We start from the raw sequence: 19,621 nt of genomic DNA on the forward strand, positions 1-19,621 counted from the left end.
GGCCCTGTTCAGTTGCTCGGCGTGAGCACGGTAAAACCCTGTTCCTTGAAGAGCGCGCCGGCCTTGGCGGACTGCAGGCATTTCAGGAAAGCCGTCGTATCCTTGTCCTTCGAATCGGCGGTCTGGGCAACCGGATAGATGATCGGCGGATGCGAATCCTCCGGGAAGGTGCCGACCACCTTGACGCCCTTGTCGGCATGCGCGTCGGTGGCATAGACGATGCCGAGAGCGGCCTCCCCTGTCGAAACCAGCTTGAGCGCCGCACGCACGTTCTCGGCCTGCGCCACCTTGCTTTCGACCGAGGACCAGACGCCGAGCGATTCCAGTGCCGCCTTGCCGTACTTGCCGGCCGGCACCGCCTTGAAGTCGCCCATGGCGAGCTTGCCGTCGCCGACCAGCTTGGCGAGGTCGAAACCCTTCTCGATCTTCGTCTCGACCGTCGAATCCTTTGGCGCTACCAGCACGATCTCGTTGCCGAGCAGCTTCACCTCGGTATCGGGCTTGGTCAGCTTCTTGTCGGAAAGATATTTCATCCAGTCGAGATCGGCCGAGATGAAGACGTCGGCCGGCGCTCCGCCTTCGATTTGCTTGGCCAGTGCCGAGCTTGCCGCATAGGAAACAGTCGCGGCCTCGCCGACATCGGCCTCGCAAGCCTTGTTGACCGCGTCGAGCGCGTCCTTGAGGCTGGCCGCCGCGAAAACCACGACCTTGTCTTGCGCATGTGCGGCCGGCATCGCTGCCATCAACGTCGCCGCAAGACCGCCAATGGCGATCGCCTTCAACCCGAAACCCTTGCGCGTCATCGAAAACTCCCTGCTTTGAAATCCGTGCGGCGCGAAGCCTGCCGATCGATATATCCGCATGAATATAACAAGGGAAGGCCCGGCGGCTCGCGAAAACGCCTATGCCCCACCGATCGTTCTGGTAAGACGAGCAGGAAACCCAATGCATGTCGCCCAAAAGTGACCTCGGTTTTGCGAGAACGGCCTGCATGAAAGCAACGGAGAGCCCAATGAAGATCAGCGCCCGCAACGTGCTCAAGGGAACGATCACCGAGATCGTCAAGGGAGCCACCACGTCGCATGTCAGGATCGACATCGGCAGCGGCGCCATCGTCACCGCCTCGATCACCAACGAGGCCGTCGCCGACCTCAAGCTCGAAAAGGGCAAGCAGGCCTATGCCGTGGTCAAGGCCTCGGACGTAATGGTCGGCATCGACTGAGCCGTCTGCGGCTCAAACGGCGATGGGCGCCTTGATCGAGGCATCGGCGACATAGTTTTCCAGCCGGAAATCCTCGAAGCGGAAGGCGAACAGGTCCTTCACCTCCGGATTGATCCACATCGTCGGCAGCGCCCTCGGCGTGCGCTGCAATTGCTCGCGCGCCTGTTCAAAGTGGTTCGAATAGAGATGCGCATCGCCCAGCGTGTGGACGAAATCGCCCGGCTTCAGCCCGGTCACCTGCGCCACCATCAGCGTCAGCAGCGCGTAGGACGCGATGTTGAACGGCACGCCGAGGAAGATATCGGCCGAACGCTGGTAGAGCTGGCAGGACAGCCGGCCTTCGGACACGTAGAACTGGAACAGGCAGTGGCAGGGCGGCAGCGCCATCGCCTCCACCTCGGCCGGGTTCCAGGCCGAAACGATCAGCCGGCGCGATTGAGGATTGCGGCGTATCTCCTTGAGAAGGCCCGCGATCTGGTCGATCGAGCCGCCATGGCCGTCCGGCCAGGAACGCCACTGCCTGCCGTAAACGGGGCCAAGGTCGCCATTCTCGTCCGCCCATTCGTCCCAGATCGTGACGCCGTGGTCGGTCAGGTATTTGATGTTGGTGTCGCCGGCCAGGAACCACAGGAGCTCATGGATGATCGACTTCAGGTGCAGCTTCTTGGTCGTGGTGACCGGAAAGCCGCGCGCCAGGTCGAAACGCATCTGGTAGCCGAAGACGGAGCGCGTGCCGGTGCCGGTGCGGTCGCCGCGATCGGCGCCGTTGTCCAGCACATGCCGCAAGAGGTCGAGATATTGGCGCATCGGTTCCAGCTCGATTCGAGATTTCACCAATCATAGCGCATGTGCGCGCCGGCGCCACGCCTGTCTGAGATTCTTTCCCCACCCGGACATGAAGCGGAGCGCTCTTCAGAACCCGCGCTGGCGGACCGAAAGCGCATAAAACCGTGCCGATCGGTCGCCAGAACAGAAATTGTCAGACCTCTCAGAGCGAGCCGAGTTTGCCCAGATCCTTGGCCACCAGATAATAGAAGGTCACGCGGCTCTTGGTGTTGTCGGCGTGCATCGCCTTGCAGGTCTTCTCGATCGACGCGTCGGCTTTCGCCCCATCGCTGACGCCGAGCTTCTTGGCCACCCAGCTCTCCTTGACGCGCTCGAGCTCCTTCGGGTCTGTGCAGGACACCAGCGAGGAATCGCGGTTCCTCAGCGCAATGCCCAGATGCTTGACGATCTTTTCGACCGCGTCGGCACTGGCGCCCGCGTCGTACTTCTTCACATCCGCAAGATAGTCGGCCATCAAAAATTCCCCTCGTCGGCGCCACGGATCCGATCGATGAGGGCTGTGGCGCGCTTCGCAATCCGTGCGCTAGGTCGGTTACTCCTCACCGCTCGCAAAGCTTCCGTTGTGACCGCGCCCAAGTCAACCCTTGCCGTCGCAATTTGACACAGGGACAAAGCCTCATTGCGGCCTTTCATTTCCGGCGAACGCCCCCTATATTCTATTTGTCGGCTTGACCGACTATGGCGATAAATGGGCGATGAAATAAGCCGTTCGGACCCGGGGGCGGTACCCGGCGCCTCCACCAAAAGCCGCTGTTGACGACAGAGCGGTTTTTGCTGGGGGCGAAATAGGATCGACGAAGGTGTAAAGATCGTACTTTTGCCCGGCATTGTACCACCGTCATCGGGCTAAACTTATAGTTGCCAACGACAACTATGCGGAAGCACGTCTCGCTGCTTAATGCAGTGCGATAGCTTCAAATCAAGCCCTAGGGGTTCGCACTTCTAGGCGGGGTTCGGAGGTACCTGGCAACAGAAACCTCCACTTCTCCCTCTCTCGATCCACGTCATGCGCAACGGCCGCTTTTGCCGTCCGGACTTCGCACGGCCTCGGGCCGCGAAGCCGCCGCTCGCGTGTCTTTTTCTCCATGGGCAAAAATGCAAAACGATTCCGATCGATTCTTCGTGCTGACCGGTGGTCCGGGCTCCGGCAAGACCACTTTGATCGCAGCCCTGCGTCGGGCGGGCTTTGCGACTTCCGTTGAAGCCGGACGCGGCATCATCCGCGACCAGTCCTCGATAGGCGGAACCGCCCTGCCCTGGAGCGACCGCGCGCTGTTCGCCGAACTCATGCTGTCGTGGGAGATGCGCTCATATCGGGACGCGATCGAGCAGAAGGGACCGGTTTTCTTCGATCGCGGCGTGCCGGACACGCTCGGCTATCTCAGGCTGAGCGGCCTGCCCGTGGCAGAACACGTCAGTGCCGCCGCCAAGCGCTTGCGCTACAATCCGCGCGTGTTCGTCGCTCCGCCCTAGCCGGACATTTTTGCGCAGGACGAAGAACGCAAGCAGACTTCAGACGAGGCCGAGCGCACCTACCATGCGATGGCCGGCGTCTATACGGAGCTGGGTTACGAACTTGTTGCGCTGCCCCTGGTTCCGGTCGAGGCACGGTTGCGTTTCGTATTGGCCGAGGCAGGGCTGAAATGAAAAGGCCGGGAAAACCCGGCCTTTTCATGCGCTTGCGAGCAGTGCCTATTCCGCCGGCGCTTCGACCGCCTCGCGCGAACGGCCGAGCGTGACCTTGGCCAGCGTGAAGGAAATTACCGCGCACAACGTGATGCCGGCGACCATTGGCAGCGGCGTGCCGTCGAAGAATACGCCGGCGACGCCCATGGCGAGCGCGCCGATGGCGAAGTGCAGCGTGCCCATCAGCGCCGAGGCCGTGCCGGCGATCTCGCCGTGCTCTTCCATGGCCAGCACCGAGGTGGTCGGAATGACCAGGCCAAGGAAGCCGTAGCCGACGAACAGCAGGGCTGCCATCACGTCGAGCCGATCGACGCCCGTGGCCATGATCGCGAGCAGCACCACCATCGTCGAGGCGTAGCCGGTCACCGCGACACGCACCACGCGCCGCAGTCCGAAACGCTCGGCCAGCAGGCCCGTCAGCTGCGACATGCCGATAAAGGCCACCGCATTGATCGAGAAGAACACGCTGTAGATCGAAGGCGACAGCCCGTAATGGTCGATCAGGATGAAGGACGAACTCGACAGATAGACGAAGAAGCTCGCAATGCCAAAGCCGGCGATCGCCACCAGGCCAAGGAAGTTGCGGTCACCCATCAGGAAGCGGTAGCCGGCAAGCGCGGTGCCGAAGGAGGAACCGACGCGCTCTGCCGCCGGCCGCGTTTCCTTGAGCGAGGTCGCGAGCAGGATGGTGGCAAGGGCCGCCGCCCCGGTCACTGTCCAGAACACGGCGCGCCAGCCGAAATTCTCGATGATCTGGCTGCCGGTCAGCGGCGCCAGGATCGGCGACACCGAAAACACCAGCATCAGCAAGGACATCAGCTTGGCCGCCTCATTGCCCGTATGCAGGTCGCGCACGATGGCGCGCGGCACGGCCATGCCGGCGCTGGCGCCGAGGCCCTGCAGGAAGCGGAAGGCGATCAGCCATTCGATGGTCGGCGCCATGGCCGAACCGATGCCGCCGACCATGAACAGCGCAAGACCGCCATAGAGCGGCAGCTTGCGGCCGACCATGTCGGAGATCGGCCCGACGACGATCTGGCCGAAGCCCATCGACAGGAAGAAGATCAGCAGGCTCATCTGCACGGCGGCGGTGCCGGCATGCAGATCCGCGCCGATCGACGGCAAAGCGGGAAGATACATGTCGATCGCGAAGGGGCCGATGGCGGACAACAGGCCGAGCACGACCGCGATGCGGAGGAATTTGGGACTCATGATATTGGCTTCTTTCGAAATCTGGTTGCCGCCGCCAAGCGACGTCTGACCTAGGACGTTCCATCCCGTGAGGTTCCGACACTCCAGCAGCGAATCTTGTCGTCTCCCGGCGCGAAATCTCTTTATCGCATGTCCACAAATTTAGACAGTCTTGTCTAAATCGTCAATCACCTCTATATATATTTTCATGAGAGCGAGCGTTTCTCCTGACACTTTCCCGCCACGCGGCCATGAGGCCAAACGCCTGTCGATCATCGACGCCGCCGCTGGCGTGTTCTGCCGCGAAGGCTTCGCCGGCGCCAATATCGACCTGATCGCCGCAGAGGCCGGCGTCTCGCGCCAGACCGTCTACAACCACCATGGCGACAAGGAAAAGCTCTTCATGGCCGTGGTGCGCGACCTCACCGATCGCTGCAATGTCGGCATCTTCGCCACCATTGCCACCTTTCCTGACCAGCCCGGCGATCTCGAAGCGGATTTGATCGGCTTTGCCGTGCGCCTGAATCAGAACTGCATCTGCAATCGCGACGGAAAATTCCTGCGCAAGTTGATCCAGACCGAAGGCGAACGCTACCCCGAACTGTTTGCCGAATGGCGCGAACAGGGTCCGGGCACGACATTGCCGGCAATCGCCGCCCGCTTCGCCCGCCTCGCCTATGGCGGTTACCTGACGATCGACGACCCCGACGTCGCGGCGCGCCAGTTCTTCGGCCTAGTCAATGCCGAACTGCAGACCACCTTCATGCTCGGCGGCACGCCGCGCGAGGACGAAGTGGTGCGATCGGCGACGAATGGCGTGCGCACCTTCCTGCGCGCTTTCGGCAAGCGCCCTTCCCCCGGCAGCGTCAAAAAGCACACTGCGCTGGCCAACGCATAACATTTGCGATTGCCGGTAAGCCGACTTGCCGATCAAATCGTTGGCAATAGTCCTCGCTTCGACGCGACGGTGGGCTATATCAGGTTTACGCCGCGCTCAAGCTTGATTACAGCTATGCGGACGATTCAACGGAACCCGACCACCACATGGCCGACGACCACATCCGCTACGACATTCTGGCCCAGGAGGCGTTGCGCGGCGTCATGCGCAAGGTCCTGGCCGAGGTCGCACGCACCGGCCTCCCCGGCAACCATCATTTCTTCATCACCTTCCTGACCGGCGCGCCCGGCGTGCGCGTCTCGTCGCGCCTGCGCGAGCGCTATCCCGAGCAGATGACCATCGTCATCCAGTTCCAGTACTGGGACCTCAAGGTGACCGACACCGGCTTCGAGGTTGGCCTGTCCTTCTCGGACGTGCCGGAGAAACTTGAAATCCCGTTCTCGGCCGTGCGTGGCTTCTATGATCCCTCGGTGAATTTCGAGCTCGAGTTCGACGTCAAGACCGATGCGCAGCCTGAAGAGGAACCGGCCCAGCCGGCGCCCGAGACGCTGACCATCGTTTCCGAGAAGAAGCCGAAGGCCGAGAAAAAGGCTGCCGCCGAGCCGGAGAAGAAGCCCGCCGCGACCGAGGCCGGCGCCAAGGGCGCCGAAGTGGTTTCGCTCGACGCCTTCCGCAAGAAATAGGTTCGCGGTCCGCGCCATGGCCGACATCGTCAATCTCCGCCAGGCTCGCAAGCAGAAGGCGCGGGACGAGAAAACGCGCGTCGCCGAACAGAACCGGGCCCTGCATGGCCGTTCCAAGGCGGACAAGCAACGCGACCGGTTGAATGCCGACAAGGCCGAAAAATTTGTCGCCGGCCATCGCCTCGACCCGTCCGGCAAAGATGAGCAGTGAGTATTCGGCCGTGAGCGTAGTCGAAAAGCGCTCGGTGACCATTCGCGGCCATCGCACCAGCTATTCCCTCGAAAAGCCCTTCTATGACGACCTCGTCGCCATCGCGGCGGCGAGAAAGCTGACGCTGGCCGCGCTTGTCGCCGAAGTCGATGAGACACGGCCCCGCGAGACCAACCTGTCCTCGGCGCTGCGGCTGCATGTGCTGGAATGGGCGAAGCGCGGAGCCAGCTTGGACTAGACGCCCTCGACCGCGTCCGCCTTTTTCCCGCGCCTGGAACCGAAGCCAAGCAAGGTCGAACGGTCGCGTTCCTCGGCCTGTTTTCTCGACCGCACGCGCATCAGATCCTTCCAGCCGACATAGCCGACCAGTTGCAGGCTTTCGCGGGTCACGACTGGCAGATGCGAGACATTGGCCATCAACAGCTTGTCGGAGAGGCCTTCGAGATACTCCTCGGGAAAAGCGAGCGTCACCTTGCTTCCAGCAAGCAGGTCGCCGAGCGTCGTCGTCCTGTGCTTGCCGGCACGGCGCCAGCGCAGGATAGCCGGCGGATCGATGAGACCGAGCACCCGCCTGTTCTCGTCGATCACCGGGAAGCTCGGATGCCGGGTTTCCGGCGCGGTCAGGAAGGCGGCGGCGCCATGCAGCGTCATCGTCGCCGGCACGCTCTCGACCTGCGCCGTCATCACCTCGCGCACCCTGGTCAGCGCGAACGGGTCGACGCGGTATTCGCGCACGAGGTGGTGCCCTCGCCTGGCTATCTTTTCGGTCAGGATCGACCGCTTCATCAGGAGCACGGTGACGGCATGCGCCGCGGCACAAGCCGCGATCAGCGGCACCAGCACATGCGTGTTGCCGGTCAGTTCCACGGCGAAGAACGTCGCCGTCAGCGGTGCCCGCATCGTGCCGCCCATGGTCGCCGACATTGCAAGCAGCGCCCAGAAGCCGGGATCCGCCGCGGGCAGGATGCCGGCGAGCACCGCCCCCATTGCGCCACCCATGATCAACAGCGGCGCCAGCACGCCCCCTGATGTTCCCGAACCGAGCGCCACCGACCAGATGATGGCCTTGACCGCCAACAGCAGCAGTGCCGCGGCTGCGACCGTTCGACCATCCAGCATGTCGGCGATGTTGTCGTAACCAACGCCGAGCGCCCGCGGCTCGATCAGCCCGCCGATGCCGACCACCAGGCCGCCGATCATCGGCCACCACATCCAGTGGATGGGCAGTTTCTGGAAGGCGTCCTCGCAGGCATAGACCATCTGGGTGAGCAGCCCCGACAAGAGGCCGGCGCAGATGCCGACCAGAACCCAGCCGCCAAGCCCCACGAACGAGATCGCCATGCTGCCTTGAAACGGAAAGATCGGCTGAGGCAGATGCAGCGCGGTACGCTCGACCTCGGCAATGATCGCCGCAACCGCCACGGGGATGAAGGAGCGCGGCGTCCATTCGAACAGCAGCAGTTCCACCGCCAGCATGATGGCCGCGATCGGCGTCCCGAACACGGTGGTCATGCCCGCTGCCGCGCCTGCCACCAGCAGCGTCTTGCGTTCGTTGTCGGTGACCGGCAGCATCTGCGCGATCAGCGAGCCGATCGCGCCGCCGGTCATGATGATCGGGCCCTCGGCGCCGAACGGCCCGCCGGAGCCGATCGAGATCGCCGACGACAACGGCTTCAGGATCGCCACTTTGGCATCGAGCTTCGAGCGCCCGAGCAGGATCGCCTCGATCGCTTCGGGAATGCCATGGCCACGGATCTTCTCGCTGCCATATCTAGCCATCAGGCCGATGATCAGGGCGCCGATGACCGGCACCACCACCGCGGCAAGCCCAAGCGGCGTATCCTGCAATTTCAGCTCGGCGAACGTGAACTGGCCGAAATAGGCAACGTTGGTGGCAAGCCGGATCAGTTTCAAAAGCACGATACCGGCGAACAGCCCCGCCGTGGCGACCACCACGGCGATGGTCGCGATGGTCAATACCCGCGCGTCGGTGGTGAAATCCCTGAGATGGCTGTTTTCGGAGGGCTTCATGGCGAGCTTTCTGGCGGCGGCCGGATCTCGAATATGCGGCACGGCGAAGACGCCGGCCGGCTTGTCGGCTCGCTATGTATCGTAACACGATATAAATTCAAGCTGGTTTTGCATCAAAACCGTTTGAGCCTTTGGCCGGAATGGAACAAATGTCTGGAATGACGCAGCCCGGAAAATCTCGCCCCGCCATCGAACTGGCCGACTACCAGCGGCTGTCCGAGTTTCGCTATCTGATCCGCCGCTTCCTCGAATTCAGTCAGCTGCAGGCGGAAGACGCCGGCCTGACGCCGCGCCAGCATCAGGCCTTGCTGGCGATCAAGGGCTATCCGGGCGGCGGACCGGTGACGGTCGGCGATCTGGCGGAGCGCCTGCGCATCCGCCATCACAGCGCCGTCGAGCTGATCAATCGCCTGAGCGACGCCGGACTGGTCGTGCGGGACCAGGACAAGGACGACCATCGCCGCGTGCTGCTGCGGCTGACCGAACGCGCCGACGATTGCCTGGCCGAACTGTCAGCGGCGCATCTCGATGAGCTTTCGCGCATCGAGCCCATGCTGAGGCGCTTGCTCGATCAGGGCCGCGAGTGACGCTTCGGCATCCTGCGCTGGATGGCACCTTTATTTTTCGGGCGCCCGCATCTTTTGGCTTCCCGGCATCGTCTAGGCGATGAGAGGCCCAAAGGGCGCAAGGCAATCGAGAGGAAGACCTGCGATGAAACGCCACCTGATACGCTACAAGATGAAGCCCGAACGAGCCGATGAGAACGAGCGGCTGATCCAGGCCGTTTTCCAGGAATTGCGCGACAAATCGCCGGACGGCGTCCGCTACATGACGTTGCGCGCCGCCAATGGGACATTCATCCATCTGGTCGAAACGCAATGCGCATTCTGTTAGCATCACCGGCCTGGCCACATTCGAGGCTTTTCAAAGCGGCTTCAGGGATCGCTGCAGCGAACCTCCGCAACGCGACGAGATGACCGTGGTAGGCAGCTACCGGATGCTGGATGCGTGATCGAGGAAGACGAGGTCGCAGAACGGGGGCTCATGAACATTCCCATTCCTGGCGGGCAGCATGGGCTCTTCGAGCGCCTGTTTGGGGAATTGCGCCCCAAGCTGCACCGCTACTGTGCCCGCATGACCGGCTCGGTCTTCGATGGCGAGGATGTGTTGCAGGAGACGCTGGCCAAGGCGATCGAGGCCTTGCCCGGTGCCGGCCCGATCGCCAACCCGGAAGGCTGGCTGTTTCGCATCGCCCACAATGCGGCGCTCGATTTCCTGCGCCGCCGCGCCCGCGAAAAGGCCTATTCCGACGAGGATTTGGACATGATCGTCGACCCGGCGAATCCCACCATCGATCGCCAGGCCGCTTCCGCGGGGCTGCATACTTTCATGCGCCTTCCCGTCACGCAGCGAAGCAGCGTCATCATGATGGACGTTCTGGGCTATTCCCTGCAGGAGATCTGCGCCACGCTCGATACCAGCATCCCCGCGGTCAAGGCCGCGCTGCATCGCGGCCGCGACCGCCTGCGCCAGATTGCGCACGAGCCCGACGACCGCCCTCTCCCGAGACTGGGCGCCGCGGAACGTCAGTTGCTCAACGCCTACATCGATCGCTTCAATGCCCGTGATTTCGACGCGGTGCGCGACATGCTGGCAGAAGAGGTGCGGCTCGAACTGGTAGCCAAGACACGGCTCAACGGCCGCAAGGAAGTCGGCACCTATTTCGGCAACTATTCCCGGGTGCGCGATTGGCATCTCGTGCCCGGCTTCGTCGAAAACAGGCCGGCAATCCTCGTCCGCGACCCCAACGACCCGACGGCCCGGACCACCTATTTCATCCTGCTGGCCTGGCAGGACGGAAGGCTCGCCGCCATCCGCGATTTCCGCCACGCCCGCTACGTCGCCGACGGCGCTGAGATGCTCGTTCTTTGAAACGATTTTGGGACGGGAAGGCCTCGCCCTACTGCCCTACTGCCCTACTGCCCTACTGCCCTACTGCCCTACTGCTACTGCAACGACTTCAACAAATTGTCGATCGTGAACGGATTGGACTTCGGCTTGGCTGGCGGCGGCGGGCTGTCGTTGGCTTCCGGCAACGGCGCCGGCTCGACCTTGGGCGCCTGTTCGGCGGCCTTGCGTTCGGCTTCCAGCCTGGCCTTTTCCTGCGAGGCGATGCGCATCGCCTCTTCCGCCTTCTGGCGCTCCTGCTCGGCCTGCGCCTTGGCCGCTTCGTCGGCGGCCTGCTGCTTGGCCGCGGCCTTGGCGTCGGCATCCGCCTTTGCCTTTACATCCGCTTCGGCCTTGGCCTTGGCATCAGCGTCCGCTTGGGCCTTCGCCTCTGCGTCGGCCTTCGCCTTGGCCTCCGCTTCGGCCTGCGCCTGGGCCTCGGCCTCCGCTTTCGCCTTGGCGTCGGCCTCCGCTTTCAGCCGCGCCGCCTCTTCCTGCTGGCGCAGTTCCTCGGCGGCCTTGTCGCGCGCGTCCTGCAGTGCCGCGTAATAGCGGACTTCGCGCCGCAGGCGCTGCTTCTCCAGCAACGCCGCCTGCATCGCCTCGACGCGCTGCTGCTCCTTCTCCAGCGCGCGCTGGGTCAGGAACTGCGCCAAAGGCTCGCTGTCGAACTGCCGCTTGACGGCGCCGAACGGCCCCTCGGCGGTGAAATTGACGACCGGCTCGGAACCGACCAGCGCCTCCTCGCCGGGCCGATAGGTAATGGCGCCCTTGGCGGAAACCGTGCTGGTGTTGAGATCGGCCGTGACATCGGCGGACAAGGTCGCCGCCGGGTTTTCGAGGCTGATCGGCGGTACCCTCAGCGTGCCGCCGGCAATCGTGAAGGCGATATCGGAATTCCCGGCGGGGAAATTGCCATCGGCAGCGATATCGGGCGCAAAGCCCGCTGTCTTGGCCGCGTCGATGTCGCGCCCGATCGCGTCCGCCTTGGCCAGCAAAGCGTTGAACGCGTCGGGATTGACGCCCGCCACCTGCAACCCCTTGAGCGTCGCCGTGCCGGACCCCGACAGGGCGGCGATCATCGCTTCGACCGACTTGCCGCTGGTCGACAGCGTTGTCGAGAAATCGCCGACGCCGCCGATACCGGTATCCGGCAGCACGTTCGCCAGATCGGCGCCAGCCAGCTTCATCTGGCCAGTGAAAAGCCCGGTGCCCTCATTGTTCTTCAATTCGAACAGGCCGGTCAGCGCTCCGCCAAGAAATTTCGCCTTCAGGTCCGAAACGCGGATGCCTTCCTGGTCGAGCCTCAGCGAAAAAGCGGCGTCATAGGCGGTGGCGAACGGTCCGGCGGCAAGCGCCGCCGTCGTCAGGTCGAGTGCGGCGGTAAACGGCAGGCTGGACTTCTGGCTGAAGGGTGCTGCCGGCCAGGAGCCGCTCTTGTCGCTCGCGCTCTTGTCAGCCGCATTTTTGTCGGCGCCGTCTTTGTCAACAAGGAAAGCGGAATCGCCGAACAGCGCCACGGCCATCGGATCGAGATCGAGCTCGTCGAGTGCCAGCGCGCCCGCCAGATGCAGCACGCCGTCCTTGGTGTCGATGTTGACGTCGCCGGACACCGCCGCCTCGTTGATCGCGCCGCTGACATTGTCCAGCACCAGCAGGCCGTTGCCGTAATCGCCCTGCGCCGAAAGCGACGTCGACATGCCCGCCCCCATGCCCGGCAGGCCGATGCCCGACGTCATCAGCCACGGTTCGATGTCCGCCGCATCGAGATTGATCTTGCCCTTGGCGGCAGGCCCTTGCGGCGTGTCGGTAACGGTCCCCTCGAAGCTGGCCTTGAAGTCATTGCCGGCAAGGCTGAAAGTCGTCGCCAGCCCGCCGCCCAATGTGCCTTTGGCCTGAATGTCGGTCGTTGCCTCGCCCAGCATGCCGAGCGGCAGCGCCGGCAGGCCGTAAAGCGCGAGCAGCGCGGTGGCGTCGGGGTTTTTGGCGTTGAAGGTCAGTGTCACCGGCGCCTCGAGAAGCTTGTCCGGCGCGCCCTTCCCCGACAGCGAGGCCGAAAAGGCCGAGCCGCCGGCCTTGCCCTGCCCACTCACCGCCAGGCCGGTCGTGCCATCGCCATTGTCGGCGGCACTCGCCACAAGGTCGACGCGTGCATCTTGGAACAGGTCGGGATAGGCGGCAGCGCGGCTCGCCAGCCCCTTCAGCACCGCATTGTCCGGATAATGCTGCGCGGCGACGTCGATCAGCGGCTTGAGGTCCACAGCGACAACCGATGCGTCGAGCTTGCCGGTCGGGCTCGCCGGGAAATCCTTGATCCGGCCCGTGGCGCTGATCGAGGCGCCGGCCAGTCCGCCGACCGACAGCCGATCGACTTCAAGCAAGCCGTCACGCAGCCTGAGCGCGGTATCGACCGTGTCGGCGGTCAACCCGCCGGCGCTGACCGGCCCGGCCTTGATCTGGAAATCGAGATCGCGGTCGGCAAAGCGGTTGGCGCCCTTGTCGCTGACGAAGATCGAGGCGAAGGCCGCCAGCCCATCGACATCGAGTTCACCGCCTTCGAGCCGCATCAGCACCGATGGCCTGGCTTCGTCAGGCTGGCTGGAATCGATACGGCCGGAGAATTTCGCTTTGCCCAGGATCAGTTCGAGATCGCTGAAGGCCTGGCGCTTTTCGGTCAGGTCGACCTTGGCCTTGAAGCCTGCGGCGGGCAGACGGCGGATCGCCTCGTCGACATCTTTCGACAGCCAGGCGGCAAAACCGGATGGTTGCGCCACGGCCAGCAGCAGCGAGCCGGTGAAGCCGAAATGGCCCTCGACGCTGAGCATGCCATCGGCTTCCAGCGTGGTGCGTCCAGGCAAGGTCGCGGCCAGCGATTTCACCGACCAGCCGCCCTCGGCCGGCTCGGCGGACAGATGCACGTCACGCACCGTGGTGTCGCCGGCCACCACGGCCGGCAGCTTGACCTCGACGGTGCCGGGGATGGTCGGCTTCGGCAGAGCGATCAGCGCCTGCTCGAGCCCGGCAATGCGCTGGTCGAGCGTCAGGCCGGCGCCGGCCTCTGCGCCCACGGCCTCGTCGAACTGCACCTGCGCGCCATTGGCCTCGATGGCGAAATTCGGCTTCTGGCCGAGATCGACAGAAGCCTTGCCATCGGCCGTGTAGGGATTGTCCAGCGGTCCCGTCTCGAAACGGAACTCGTCGACGCCAAGCTTCTGGTGGTCGAGCGAGAACTTGCCGTTCAACCGAAAGCCCGGATCGGGCTTGCCGGCGCTGACCTTCACCGTCTCGCCATCGGTGCCGCGCAATTGGGCTGAATTCTTATCGGCGCCGGAGATCTTGAACTGGCCGGAATAGACAGCGGCACCCTTGACGATGCCGGCATTACCGTCGGTTTCGATCACCAGCGGATAGGCGTCGGGATCGGCCTTCAGCCGCAGCCGCATCTGGCCGTTGCCTTCGGCCTTGCCGGTCGACGCCGCGACCGTGGTGCGCAATCCGTCGAGCCGCAACGTGCCGTCCATGCGCCACGGGCCGGCCAGCGACTTGGCCGAAATGGTCGAATTGATCTCGGAGAAGATATGGCTGCGTCCGCCGGCGGCATGGCGCAGTTCGATCTGCCCTTCCGTCACCGTCAGCTTCTCGATCGAGATCTGGTTGAGGTCGAAGGGCGAGGACGGCCGCATCGCCCAGTCGACGGTGCCGTCATTGGCAATATCGATGGTCGCCTTCGGATGCACCAGCCGCATGTCGAAGATCAGCACCTCGCCGCGCAGGAAGGGCGCCAGTTCCGCATCCATCGAAAACGTCTCGACGGTCATGGCCGGCTGGCCATTGGGGCCACCGGCAACGGCAACGTTTGAGAAGGTCACCGACGGGAACGGCAACAGCCTTGCCGTGGCGTCGCCCTGCACGGTCACCTTGCGGCCAAGAATGGCGCTTGCCTCGCGCTCGAACTGGGCGCGGTAGCCGGTCCAGTCGACAAAGTACGGAACCACCAGCGCCGCGCACAGCACCAGCACGAACAGGCCACCGAAGATCACGAACAGGCGTGCGAGCATCAGCTCCGAACAGGTTGATTGAAATTCAGCCGCACTCTACCCGCATCCGCGTGTCGATAAAGAGGCAATTCATCCAGTATTGCGTCATCCCGGTCGATCTGAAACAAATCCGGCAAAAGCGGAGATTTTTCAGATGTCAGGCAAGAACTGGGACCGCGTGCCGATCGACGCGCAGAGCGTCGATGCGCCGCTTTCGCAATCGGCGATTTTTCTTGTCGTCACCGTCGCCGGCGAACAACCGGCCCTTGCCAAGGTTTGTTCCGTGCTCGGCGAGCTTGATGATCTGGTCAAGACTGTCGGCTTTCGCGACCTTGGCGGCCGCCTGTCGTGCATTGCCGGCATCGGCCGCGACCTCTGGGATCGCCTCAGCCCCGGCCGGCGGCCACTGGAACTGAAACCGTTCGCGCCGATCAAAGGCGCGGTCCATTCGGCGCCATCGACGCCGGGCGACCTTCTCTTCCACATCCGGGCCGAACGATCAGACATGTGCTTCGAGTTCGAGCGTATCCTGCTCGACCGGCTTGGCCCTGATGTGACCGTCGTCGACGAAGTGACGGGCTTTCGCTATTTCGACGCCCGCGACCTGCTCGGCTTCATCGACGGCACCGCTAACCCGACCGGCCTCGACCTGCCGGCCTCGGCGCTGGTCGGCGACGAGGATGGCGACTTTGCCGGCGGCTCCTATGTCGTCGTCCAGAAATATCTGCACGACATGCAGGCCTGGGCGCGCATTCCAACGCCCGAGCAGGAGGCTATCATCGGCCGCACCAAGATCGACAACATCGAAATCGATGATGACGACGCGCCGCGCAAATCGCACAAGTCGCTGGCCACCATCGAGGATGCCGACGGCAACGAATACGACATATTGCGCGACAACATGCCGTTCGGCCGGCCCGGGCAGAATGAGTTCGGCACCTATTTCATCGGCTATTCCAGGTATCTCTGGGTCACCGAAAAGATGCTGCAGCGCATGTATGTCGGCGACCCGCCGGGCGCCTACGACCGCCTGCTCGATGTCTCGACACCGCAGACCGGCACTATATTCTTCGCGCCAACCCGCCCAATGCTGCAGGCCCTTGTCGAGGGCGCGCAGCAGCAGCTTCCCGCAGCACGGTAGAGCGGCTGCGGACAGCCCTTGTCGCTGGGATCAGCGTGCGTCGCGCTTGGCTTGCGCCACCTTGCCGGCCTTGCGCTGCCGGCCGAGTTCGGCCGGCCGGACCAGCTTCGGCGCCCGCTCGTTGGTCACGGCCCGCATGCCCTTGTGAGCCGTGCGTGAATTGTGTGCGGGACCGTCCGCCGGCGCACTTTGCTTCATGGCCAGCGCCTTGCGTGCATTCCCGACCAGCGAAATGCGAGCCGCCAGCTGGCGTCGCCGTTCGGCCTCGCCATTCAGCCGCCGCATCGCCATGGCCAGCACCGCCAGTTTCACCTGCGAACCACTATCGGCCTTTGAGGCGGCAGCCCGTTTCGGCGCGCCCTTGCCGCGTATTTCACGCCGGCGGCGGTGTGCTTCGGTCTGCGCCTTGTCGCGCCGCTCGCGCAGCAGCTTGACCAAGCCGGAAAGGTCGGCATCGGAAAGCTCCTGCACCGCCGGATGGTGTGATTTCTCCACCAGTTCCTTTTCGTCGGCGCTCAGCGCGCGGGCTTCTTCCTTGCGTGAAATGGCCATGACAGTTCTCCTCCGTTGGCAACGCCTGACTTGTCAGGCTTGCCGCGGAAGGAGCCTCGACCCGAATGGTGGCGCGGTCAAGACGAGCTATTGGTTGCGGCCTCAGCCGAAAAATTGTCTGCTGGCGATCCACGACAGTGGACTAACTCCGTAGCGATCAAATGACTGGGAGATCGAAATTGGCGAAACGGCTGCCATATCGCGAGGGCTCGGTCTTTCGGATTCCCCTGCCCGATGGAAGCTTTGCGAGCGGAGTGGTGGCGAGAATGGCCCCGCGAGGACGAATACTTCTGGGCTACTTTTTCGGGCCGAAAATGTTTTCGGCGGATATAGCCGCGAGCGATCTTCTGCCGAGTGAAGCTGTTCTCGTCGGGCGATTTGGCGATCTACATCTCATAGACGGCAAGTGGGAGATCTTTGGAGAGATGGGCGGCTGGAACCGGGCCGATTGGCCTATCCCAGAATTCATCCATCACGACGCGCTACACATCTTGCCAGACACGATCGTCCGATATTCAGACGACGATATCGTCCTGGGAACCAGAGAACGGAGACCTGTGATCCCAACAGGCCTCGCTGAAGATGGACTGATGGGTGCGGAGTTTGTCGAAATCAGTTTGAGCGAGCTACTGGCGGACAGACCGTAAATGCGGGTAGTTGGCTTGCGCACCTGCCAATTTTCTAACCTCGACCGATCCACCCCACAGCCGGCAATATCTTGCCGGGATTCATGATGTTTTGCGGGTCGAGCGCCTGCTTGATGGAACGCATGATATCGACGCCGTGACCGAGTTCGCTGCGCATGAAGCCGATCTTGCCCTGGCCGATGCCGTGCTCGCCGGTGCAGGTGCCGTCCATGGCGATCGCCCGCAGGTTGAGCCGCGCGACGAATTTCTCCGACAGCGCGATTTCATTGGGGTCGTTCACATCCATCAGCACCAGCACGTGGAAATTGCCGTCGCCGGCATGGCCGACGATCGGCGCGATCAAGCCCATTTCGGCGATGTCGGCCTCGGTCTCGGTGACGCATTCGGCAAAGCGCGAGATCGGCACGCAGACATCGGTCGACAGGCCCTTGGCGCCAGGCCGCAGTGTCAGCGAGGCCCAGTAGGCGTCATGCCGGGCCTTCCACAGTTTGGTGCGTTCCTCGGCGACGCTGGTCCACAGGAACGGCCCGCCGCCATTTTCCTCGGCGATCATGCCGAAGGTTTCGGCCTGTTCGGCCACGCCGGCATCGCTGCCGTGGAACTCGACGAACAGGCACGGGCTCTCGGGATAATCGAGCTTGGAATAATTCTTCATCGCCCGCATCTGCAGCGCGTTGACCAGCTCGATGCGCGCCACCGGGATGCCCATCTGGATCGTGGCGATGACGGCGTTGCAGGCCGCCTCGACACTCGGAAACGGACAGACGCCGCCGGAGATCGCCTGCGGAATGCCTTGCAGCTTCAATGTCAGCGAGGTGATGATGCCGAGCGTACCTTCCGAGCCGACCAGCAGCCGCGTCAGATCGTAGCCGGCCGAGCTCTTTTTTGCCCGCTTGCCGGTCGTCACCGTCTCGCCATCGGCCATGACGGCGGTCAGCGACAGCACGTTCTCGCGCATCGTGCCGTAGCGCACCGCGTTGGTGCCGGACGCCCGCGTCGCCGCCATGCCGCCGAGCGAGGCATTGGCGCCAGGATCGATCGGAAAGAACAGGCCGGTGTCGCGCAGATGCCGGTTCAGATCCTCGCGCGTCACGCCGGGCTCGACCGTGCAATCGAGATCCTGCGGATTGACGGAAAGAATGCGGTTCATGCGCGAGGTGTCGACTGAGATGCCACCGCCGGGCGCATTGGTGTGGCCTTCCAAAGAAGAGCCGACGCCAAAGGCGATTACCGGCACGCGGTGCGCGGCGCAGGCGCGGACGATCTCCTGCACTTCTGCCGTCGTCTCCGGGAAAGCCACGCCATCGGGCGCCTGTGTCGGGATATAGGTGGTGGTATGCGCATGCTGGGAGCGGATAGCCTGGCCGGTCTGAAAGCGCTCGCCCAGCTGTTGCTTGAGGATGCCAAGCACCGCGGCGATGCCTTCCTCGTTGCGTTCGACCGGATTGAGGTCGCTCAGAGCCATGAATTCCTCCGCGAATGGACCAGCGTCCACGCTTGTTATGCAGCTATGGATGCGTAGTCTCCGTAGCCACAATTTGTCCAGCGCCAGAACAAGGAAGTCTCGATGTCCATCCCCGCCCCGTTCGTCTCCAAGCCCATGGACATCGAGAAGGACTGGATCGATTACAATGGCCATCTCAACATGGCCTATTACAACGTGCTGTTCGACCGCTGCTCGGACGAAGCCTTCGAGGCGATGGGCATGGGGCTGGACTATGTGAAACAGCGCCGCCTCACCATCTACACCGCCGAGGTCCATGTCTGCTACGTCCAGGAACTGCATCTGGACCACAAGGTCCAGGTGTCCTTCCAGCTCATCGACCATGACGAGAAGCGGCTGCGGGCCTACCAGGAAATCCGCCATGTCGACGGCTGGCTCGCCGCCACCTCCGAGACGCTGTCGCTGCATGTCGACATGTCGGGGCCGAAGGTCGCGCCCTTCCCCGCCGATGTGATGGCCAAGGTCGAAGCCATGCGCGCCGCCCATTCGGTGCTGCCGATGCCGGAGCGTGCAGGGCGCTCGATCGGCATCAAACGCAAATAGGGCGAGGCCGACACCGCTCCGAACAGAGTGACGGGACCTCAAAGCCACACCGGCGAGCCAAAATCACCGAACCCTCAAATCGGCTGGCACCCCGTGCTTGAAGCCGCCCGGCACCCGCATTAACCTTACCGAGGTTTTAACGGGAACAAGCCAATTGAGCCGTTGAACGACTCAGCAGAGCGGTCGAAAACGTCCGCACTGGGTTGTTTTACGGACGGCGGGGCGAAGCCGGTTCGAGGGACGTGCATGAAAACCGACATCAAGGTCGAGGTGGACAGGCTGGCCGCTGATCCGCGCATCACCGACTATGATTTCTGGCGTTCGCTCAAGAACGTCGACAACGAGATATTCCACATCGCCAACAACAACGAGCCGATCCCGTTCGACATGATCCGCTGGCGCAGCATTTTGAAGCGCGCCCGCCTGAAGCGCGGCCACGCATAGCCTGGCGAAACGGCTCGCGAAAACATCAAATCACGCAG

The 19,621-nt window shown here is 63.4% G+C and carries 19 protein-coding genes, 1 other RNA gene and 2 pseudogenes; 14 read left to right on the forward strand and 8 right to left on the reverse strand.

All coding sequences use genetic code 11. The features are described 5' to 3' along the window. Positions 1 to 8 precede the first annotated feature (8 nt). Positions 9 to 803: a molybdate ABC transporter substrate-binding protein gene (gene modA, locus ACLGL5_RS27410; protein WP_069092460.1), complete on the reverse strand. Its 795-nt coding sequence runs from the start codon at positions 801 to 803 to the stop codon at positions 9 to 11. 209 nt (positions 804 to 1,012) lie between these two features. Between modA and ACLGL5_RS27415 the strand changes: the two genes are divergently transcribed. Beyond that, positions 1,013 to 1,222 (forward strand): TOBE domain-containing protein, encoded by a 210-nt coding sequence (locus ACLGL5_RS27415; protein WP_019859026.1) that lies wholly within the window; start codon positions 1,013 to 1,015, stop codon positions 1,220 to 1,222. 12 nt (positions 1,223 to 1,234) lie between these two features. Here the strand turns inward: ACLGL5_RS27415 and ACLGL5_RS27420 are convergent, their stop codons facing one another. Together ACLGL5_RS27420 and ACLGL5_RS27425 are read right to left on the reverse strand one after the other, a co-directional pair. Further along, complete coding sequence (locus ACLGL5_RS27420; RefSeq protein ID WP_019859027.1) at positions 1,235 to 2,029, reverse strand: thymidylate synthase; 795 nt, start codon at positions 2,027 to 2,029, stop codon at positions 1,235 to 1,237. A 181-nt stretch (positions 2,030 to 2,210) separates the two neighbouring features. Continuing rightward, positions 2,211 to 2,522 carry a DUF2853 family protein gene (locus ACLGL5_RS27425; RefSeq protein WP_064983857.1) on the reverse strand — a complete coding sequence of 104 codons (312 nt, stop codon included), beginning with the start codon at positions 2,520 to 2,522 and terminating at the stop codon, positions 2,211 to 2,213. A 169-nt stretch (positions 2,523 to 2,691) separates the two neighbouring features. On the opposite strand from ACLGL5_RS27425, the gene ssrA reads away from it, so the two are divergent. Both ssrA and ACLGL5_RS27435 read left to right on the forward strand, forming a co-directional pair. Continuing rightward, positions 2,692 to 3,052, forward strand: a transfer-messenger RNA (tmRNA) gene (gene ssrA / locus ACLGL5_RS27430). Between the two features lie 111 nt (positions 3,053 to 3,163). After that, positions 3,164 to 3,715 (forward strand): annotated as a pseudogene (locus tag ACLGL5_RS27435) (AAA family ATPase). Between the two features lie 45 nt (positions 3,716 to 3,760). Here the strand turns inward: ACLGL5_RS27435 and ACLGL5_RS27440 are convergent. Next, positions 3,761 to 4,966: a multidrug effflux MFS transporter gene (locus tag ACLGL5_RS27440; RefSeq protein ID WP_069092461.1), complete on the reverse strand. Its 1,206-nt coding sequence runs from the start codon at positions 4,964 to 4,966 to the stop codon at positions 3,761 to 3,763. A gap of 187 nt (positions 4,967 to 5,153) precedes the next feature. Here ACLGL5_RS27440 and ACLGL5_RS27445 point away from each other — a divergent pair, with 187 nt between their 5' ends. The 4 genes from ACLGL5_RS27445 (at position 5,154) to ACLGL5_RS27460 (ending at position 6,975) form a co-directional block, all read left to right on the forward strand. After that, on the forward strand, positions 5,154 to 5,843 hold the full coding sequence (locus ACLGL5_RS27445) for a TetR/AcrR family transcriptional regulator (RefSeq protein WP_019859030.1): 690 nt from the start codon (positions 5,154 to 5,156) through the stop codon (positions 5,841 to 5,843). Positions 5,844 to 5,989: 146 nt separating this feature from the next. Continuing rightward, positions 5,990 to 6,526: an SspB family protein gene (locus tag ACLGL5_RS27450; RefSeq protein ID WP_019859031.1), complete on the forward strand. Its 537-nt coding sequence runs from the start codon at positions 5,990 to 5,992 to the stop codon at positions 6,524 to 6,526. A 16-nt stretch (positions 6,527 to 6,542) separates the two neighbouring features. Beyond that, the gene (locus ACLGL5_RS27455; protein ID WP_069092462.1) at positions 6,543 to 6,737 is read left to right on the forward strand and encodes a DUF4169 family protein; all 195 of its coding nucleotides are present in this window, start codon (positions 6,543 to 6,545) and stop codon (positions 6,735 to 6,737) included. Positions 6,738 to 6,747: 10 nt separating this feature from the next. Continuing rightward, on the forward strand, positions 6,748 to 6,975 hold the full coding sequence (locus ACLGL5_RS27460; RefSeq protein ID WP_019859034.1) for a ribbon-helix-helix domain-containing protein: 228 nt from the start codon (positions 6,748 to 6,750) through the stop codon (positions 6,973 to 6,975). Here ACLGL5_RS27460 and ACLGL5_RS27465 read toward each other — a convergent pair. Next, positions 6,972 to 8,768, reverse strand: a complete 1,797-nt coding sequence (locus ACLGL5_RS27465; RefSeq protein ID WP_083246787.1) for a chloride channel protein — start codon at positions 8,766 to 8,768, stop codon at positions 6,972 to 6,974. The genes ACLGL5_RS27460 and ACLGL5_RS27465 overlap by 4 nt on opposite strands. A gap of 140 nt (positions 8,769 to 8,908) precedes the next feature. Here ACLGL5_RS27465 and ACLGL5_RS27470 point away from each other — a divergent pair, with 140 nt between their 5' ends. From ACLGL5_RS27470 to ACLGL5_RS27480, 3 genes and pseudogenes are all read left to right on the forward strand, one after another. Further along, complete coding sequence (locus ACLGL5_RS27470) at positions 8,909 to 9,355, forward strand: MarR family winged helix-turn-helix transcriptional regulator (RefSeq protein ID WP_171903300.1); 447 nt, start codon at positions 8,909 to 8,911, stop codon at positions 9,353 to 9,355. A 124-nt stretch (positions 9,356 to 9,479) separates the two neighbouring features. Next, positions 9,480 to 9,780: pseudogene (locus ACLGL5_RS27475) on the forward strand (hypothetical protein). Positions 9,781 to 9,812: 32 nt separating this feature from the next. Continuing rightward, the gene (locus tag ACLGL5_RS27480; RefSeq protein ID WP_069092464.1) at positions 9,813 to 10,700 is read left to right on the forward strand and encodes a sigma-70 family RNA polymerase sigma factor; all 888 of its coding nucleotides are present in this window, start codon (positions 9,813 to 9,815) and stop codon (positions 10,698 to 10,700) included. 74 nt (positions 10,701 to 10,774) lie between these two features. On the opposite strand, the gene ACLGL5_RS27485 is transcribed toward ACLGL5_RS27480, so the two are convergent. Next, a complete protein-coding gene (locus tag ACLGL5_RS27485) occupies positions 10,775 to 14,773 on the reverse strand; it encodes an AsmA family protein (protein WP_069092465.1) in 3,999 nt (1,332 codons plus the stop codon). Between the two features lie 133 nt (positions 14,774 to 14,906). Between ACLGL5_RS27485 and ACLGL5_RS27490 the strand changes: the two genes are divergently transcribed. Continuing rightward, the gene (locus ACLGL5_RS27490; RefSeq protein WP_069092466.1) at positions 14,907 to 15,893 is read left to right on the forward strand and encodes a Dyp-type peroxidase; all 987 of its coding nucleotides are present in this window, start codon (positions 14,907 to 14,909) and stop codon (positions 15,891 to 15,893) included. A 30-nt stretch (positions 15,894 to 15,923) separates the two neighbouring features. Here ACLGL5_RS27490 and ACLGL5_RS27495 read toward each other — a convergent pair whose 3' ends face one another. Continuing rightward, complete coding sequence (locus ACLGL5_RS27495) at positions 15,924 to 16,445, reverse strand: hypothetical protein (protein WP_019859041.1); 522 nt, start codon at positions 16,443 to 16,445, stop codon at positions 15,924 to 15,926. A 179-nt stretch (positions 16,446 to 16,624) separates the two neighbouring features. Here ACLGL5_RS27495 and ACLGL5_RS27500 point away from each other — a divergent pair, with 179 nt between their 5' ends. After that, entirely contained in the window at positions 16,625 to 17,092 is a 468-nt protein-coding gene (locus ACLGL5_RS27500) for an Imm26 family immunity protein (RefSeq protein WP_167470414.1), read from the forward strand. Positions 17,093 to 17,126: 34 nt separating this feature from the next. Here the strand turns inward: ACLGL5_RS27500 and ACLGL5_RS27505 are convergent, their stop codons facing one another. Further along, positions 17,127 to 18,557 (reverse strand): FAD-binding oxidoreductase, encoded by a 1,431-nt coding sequence (locus ACLGL5_RS27505; protein ID WP_069092467.1) that lies wholly within the window; start codon positions 18,555 to 18,557, stop codon positions 17,127 to 17,129. Between the two features lie 102 nt (positions 18,558 to 18,659). On the opposite strand from ACLGL5_RS27505, the gene ACLGL5_RS27510 reads away from it, so the two are divergent. Next, positions 18,660 to 19,139: a thioesterase family protein gene (locus ACLGL5_RS27510; protein ID WP_069092468.1), complete on the forward strand. Its 480-nt coding sequence runs from the start codon at positions 18,660 to 18,662 to the stop codon at positions 19,137 to 19,139. A gap of 246 nt (positions 19,140 to 19,385) precedes the next feature. Further along, complete coding sequence (locus ACLGL5_RS27515) at positions 19,386 to 19,583, forward strand: hypothetical protein (protein WP_013894716.1); 198 nt, start codon at positions 19,386 to 19,388, stop codon at positions 19,581 to 19,583. Positions 19,584 to 19,621 lie beyond the last annotated feature (38 nt).

The organism is Mesorhizobium sp. U510 (assembly GCF_059180695.1).

Bases quoted from the DNA above. Each gene is read 5' to 3' on its own strand.
- ACLGL5_RS27495 (WP_019859041.1), bottom strand. From the start codon at position 16,445: ATGGCCATTTCACGCAAGGAAGAAGCCCGCGCGCTGAGCGCCGACGAA.
- ACLGL5_RS27480 (WP_069092464.1), top strand. From the start codon at position 9,813: ATGAACATTCCCATTCCTGGCGGGCAGCATGGGCTCTTCGAGCGCCTG.
- ACLGL5_RS27440 (WP_069092461.1), bottom strand. From the start codon at position 4,966: ATGAGTCCCAAATTCCTCCGCATCGCGGTCGTGCTCGGCCTGTTGTCC.
- ACLGL5_RS27425 (WP_064983857.1), bottom strand. From the start codon at position 2,522: ATGGCCGACTATCTTGCGGATGTGAAGAAGTACGACGCGGGCGCCAGT.
- ACLGL5_RS27490 (WP_069092466.1), top strand. From the start codon at position 14,907: ATGTCAGGCAAGAACTGGGACCGCGTGCCGATCGACGCGCAGAGCGTC.
- ACLGL5_RS27470 (WP_171903300.1), top strand. From the start codon at position 8,909: ATGGAACAAATGTCTGGAATGACGCAGCCCGGAAAATCTCGCCCCGCC.
- ACLGL5_RS27415 (WP_019859026.1), top strand. From the start codon at position 1,013: ATGAAGATCAGCGCCCGCAACGTGCTCAAGGGAACGATCACCGAGATC.
- ACLGL5_RS27455 (WP_069092462.1), top strand. From the start codon at position 6,543: ATGGCCGACATCGTCAATCTCCGCCAGGCTCGCAAGCAGAAGGCGCGG.
- ACLGL5_RS27505 (WP_069092467.1), bottom strand. From the start codon at position 18,557: ATGGCTCTGAGCGACCTCAATCCGGTCGAACGCAACGAGGAAGGCATC.
- ACLGL5_RS27420 (WP_019859027.1), bottom strand. From the start codon at position 2,029: ATGCGCCAATATCTCGACCTCTTGCGGCATGTGCTGGACAACGGCGCC.
- ACLGL5_RS27465 (WP_083246787.1), bottom strand. From the start codon at position 8,768: ATGAAGCCCTCCGAAAACAGCCATCTCAGGGATTTCACCACCGACGCG.
- ACLGL5_RS27450 (WP_019859031.1), top strand. From the start codon at position 5,990: ATGGCCGACGACCACATCCGCTACGACATTCTGGCCCAGGAGGCGTTG.
- ACLGL5_RS27445 (WP_019859030.1), top strand. From the start codon at position 5,154: ATGAGAGCGAGCGTTTCTCCTGACACTTTCCCGCCACGCGGCCATGAG.
- ACLGL5_RS27485 (WP_069092465.1), bottom strand. From the start codon at position 14,773: ATGCTCGCACGCCTGTTCGTGATCTTCGGTGGCCTGTTCGTGCTGGTG.
- modA (WP_069092460.1), bottom strand. From the start codon at position 803: ATGACGCGCAAGGGTTTCGGGTTGAAGGCGATCGCCATTGGCGGTCTT.
- ACLGL5_RS27510 (WP_069092468.1), top strand. From the start codon at position 18,660: ATGTCCATCCCCGCCCCGTTCGTCTCCAAGCCCATGGACATCGAGAAG.
- ACLGL5_RS27515 (WP_013894716.1), top strand. From the start codon at position 19,386: ATGAAAACCGACATCAAGGTCGAGGTGGACAGGCTGGCCGCTGATCCG.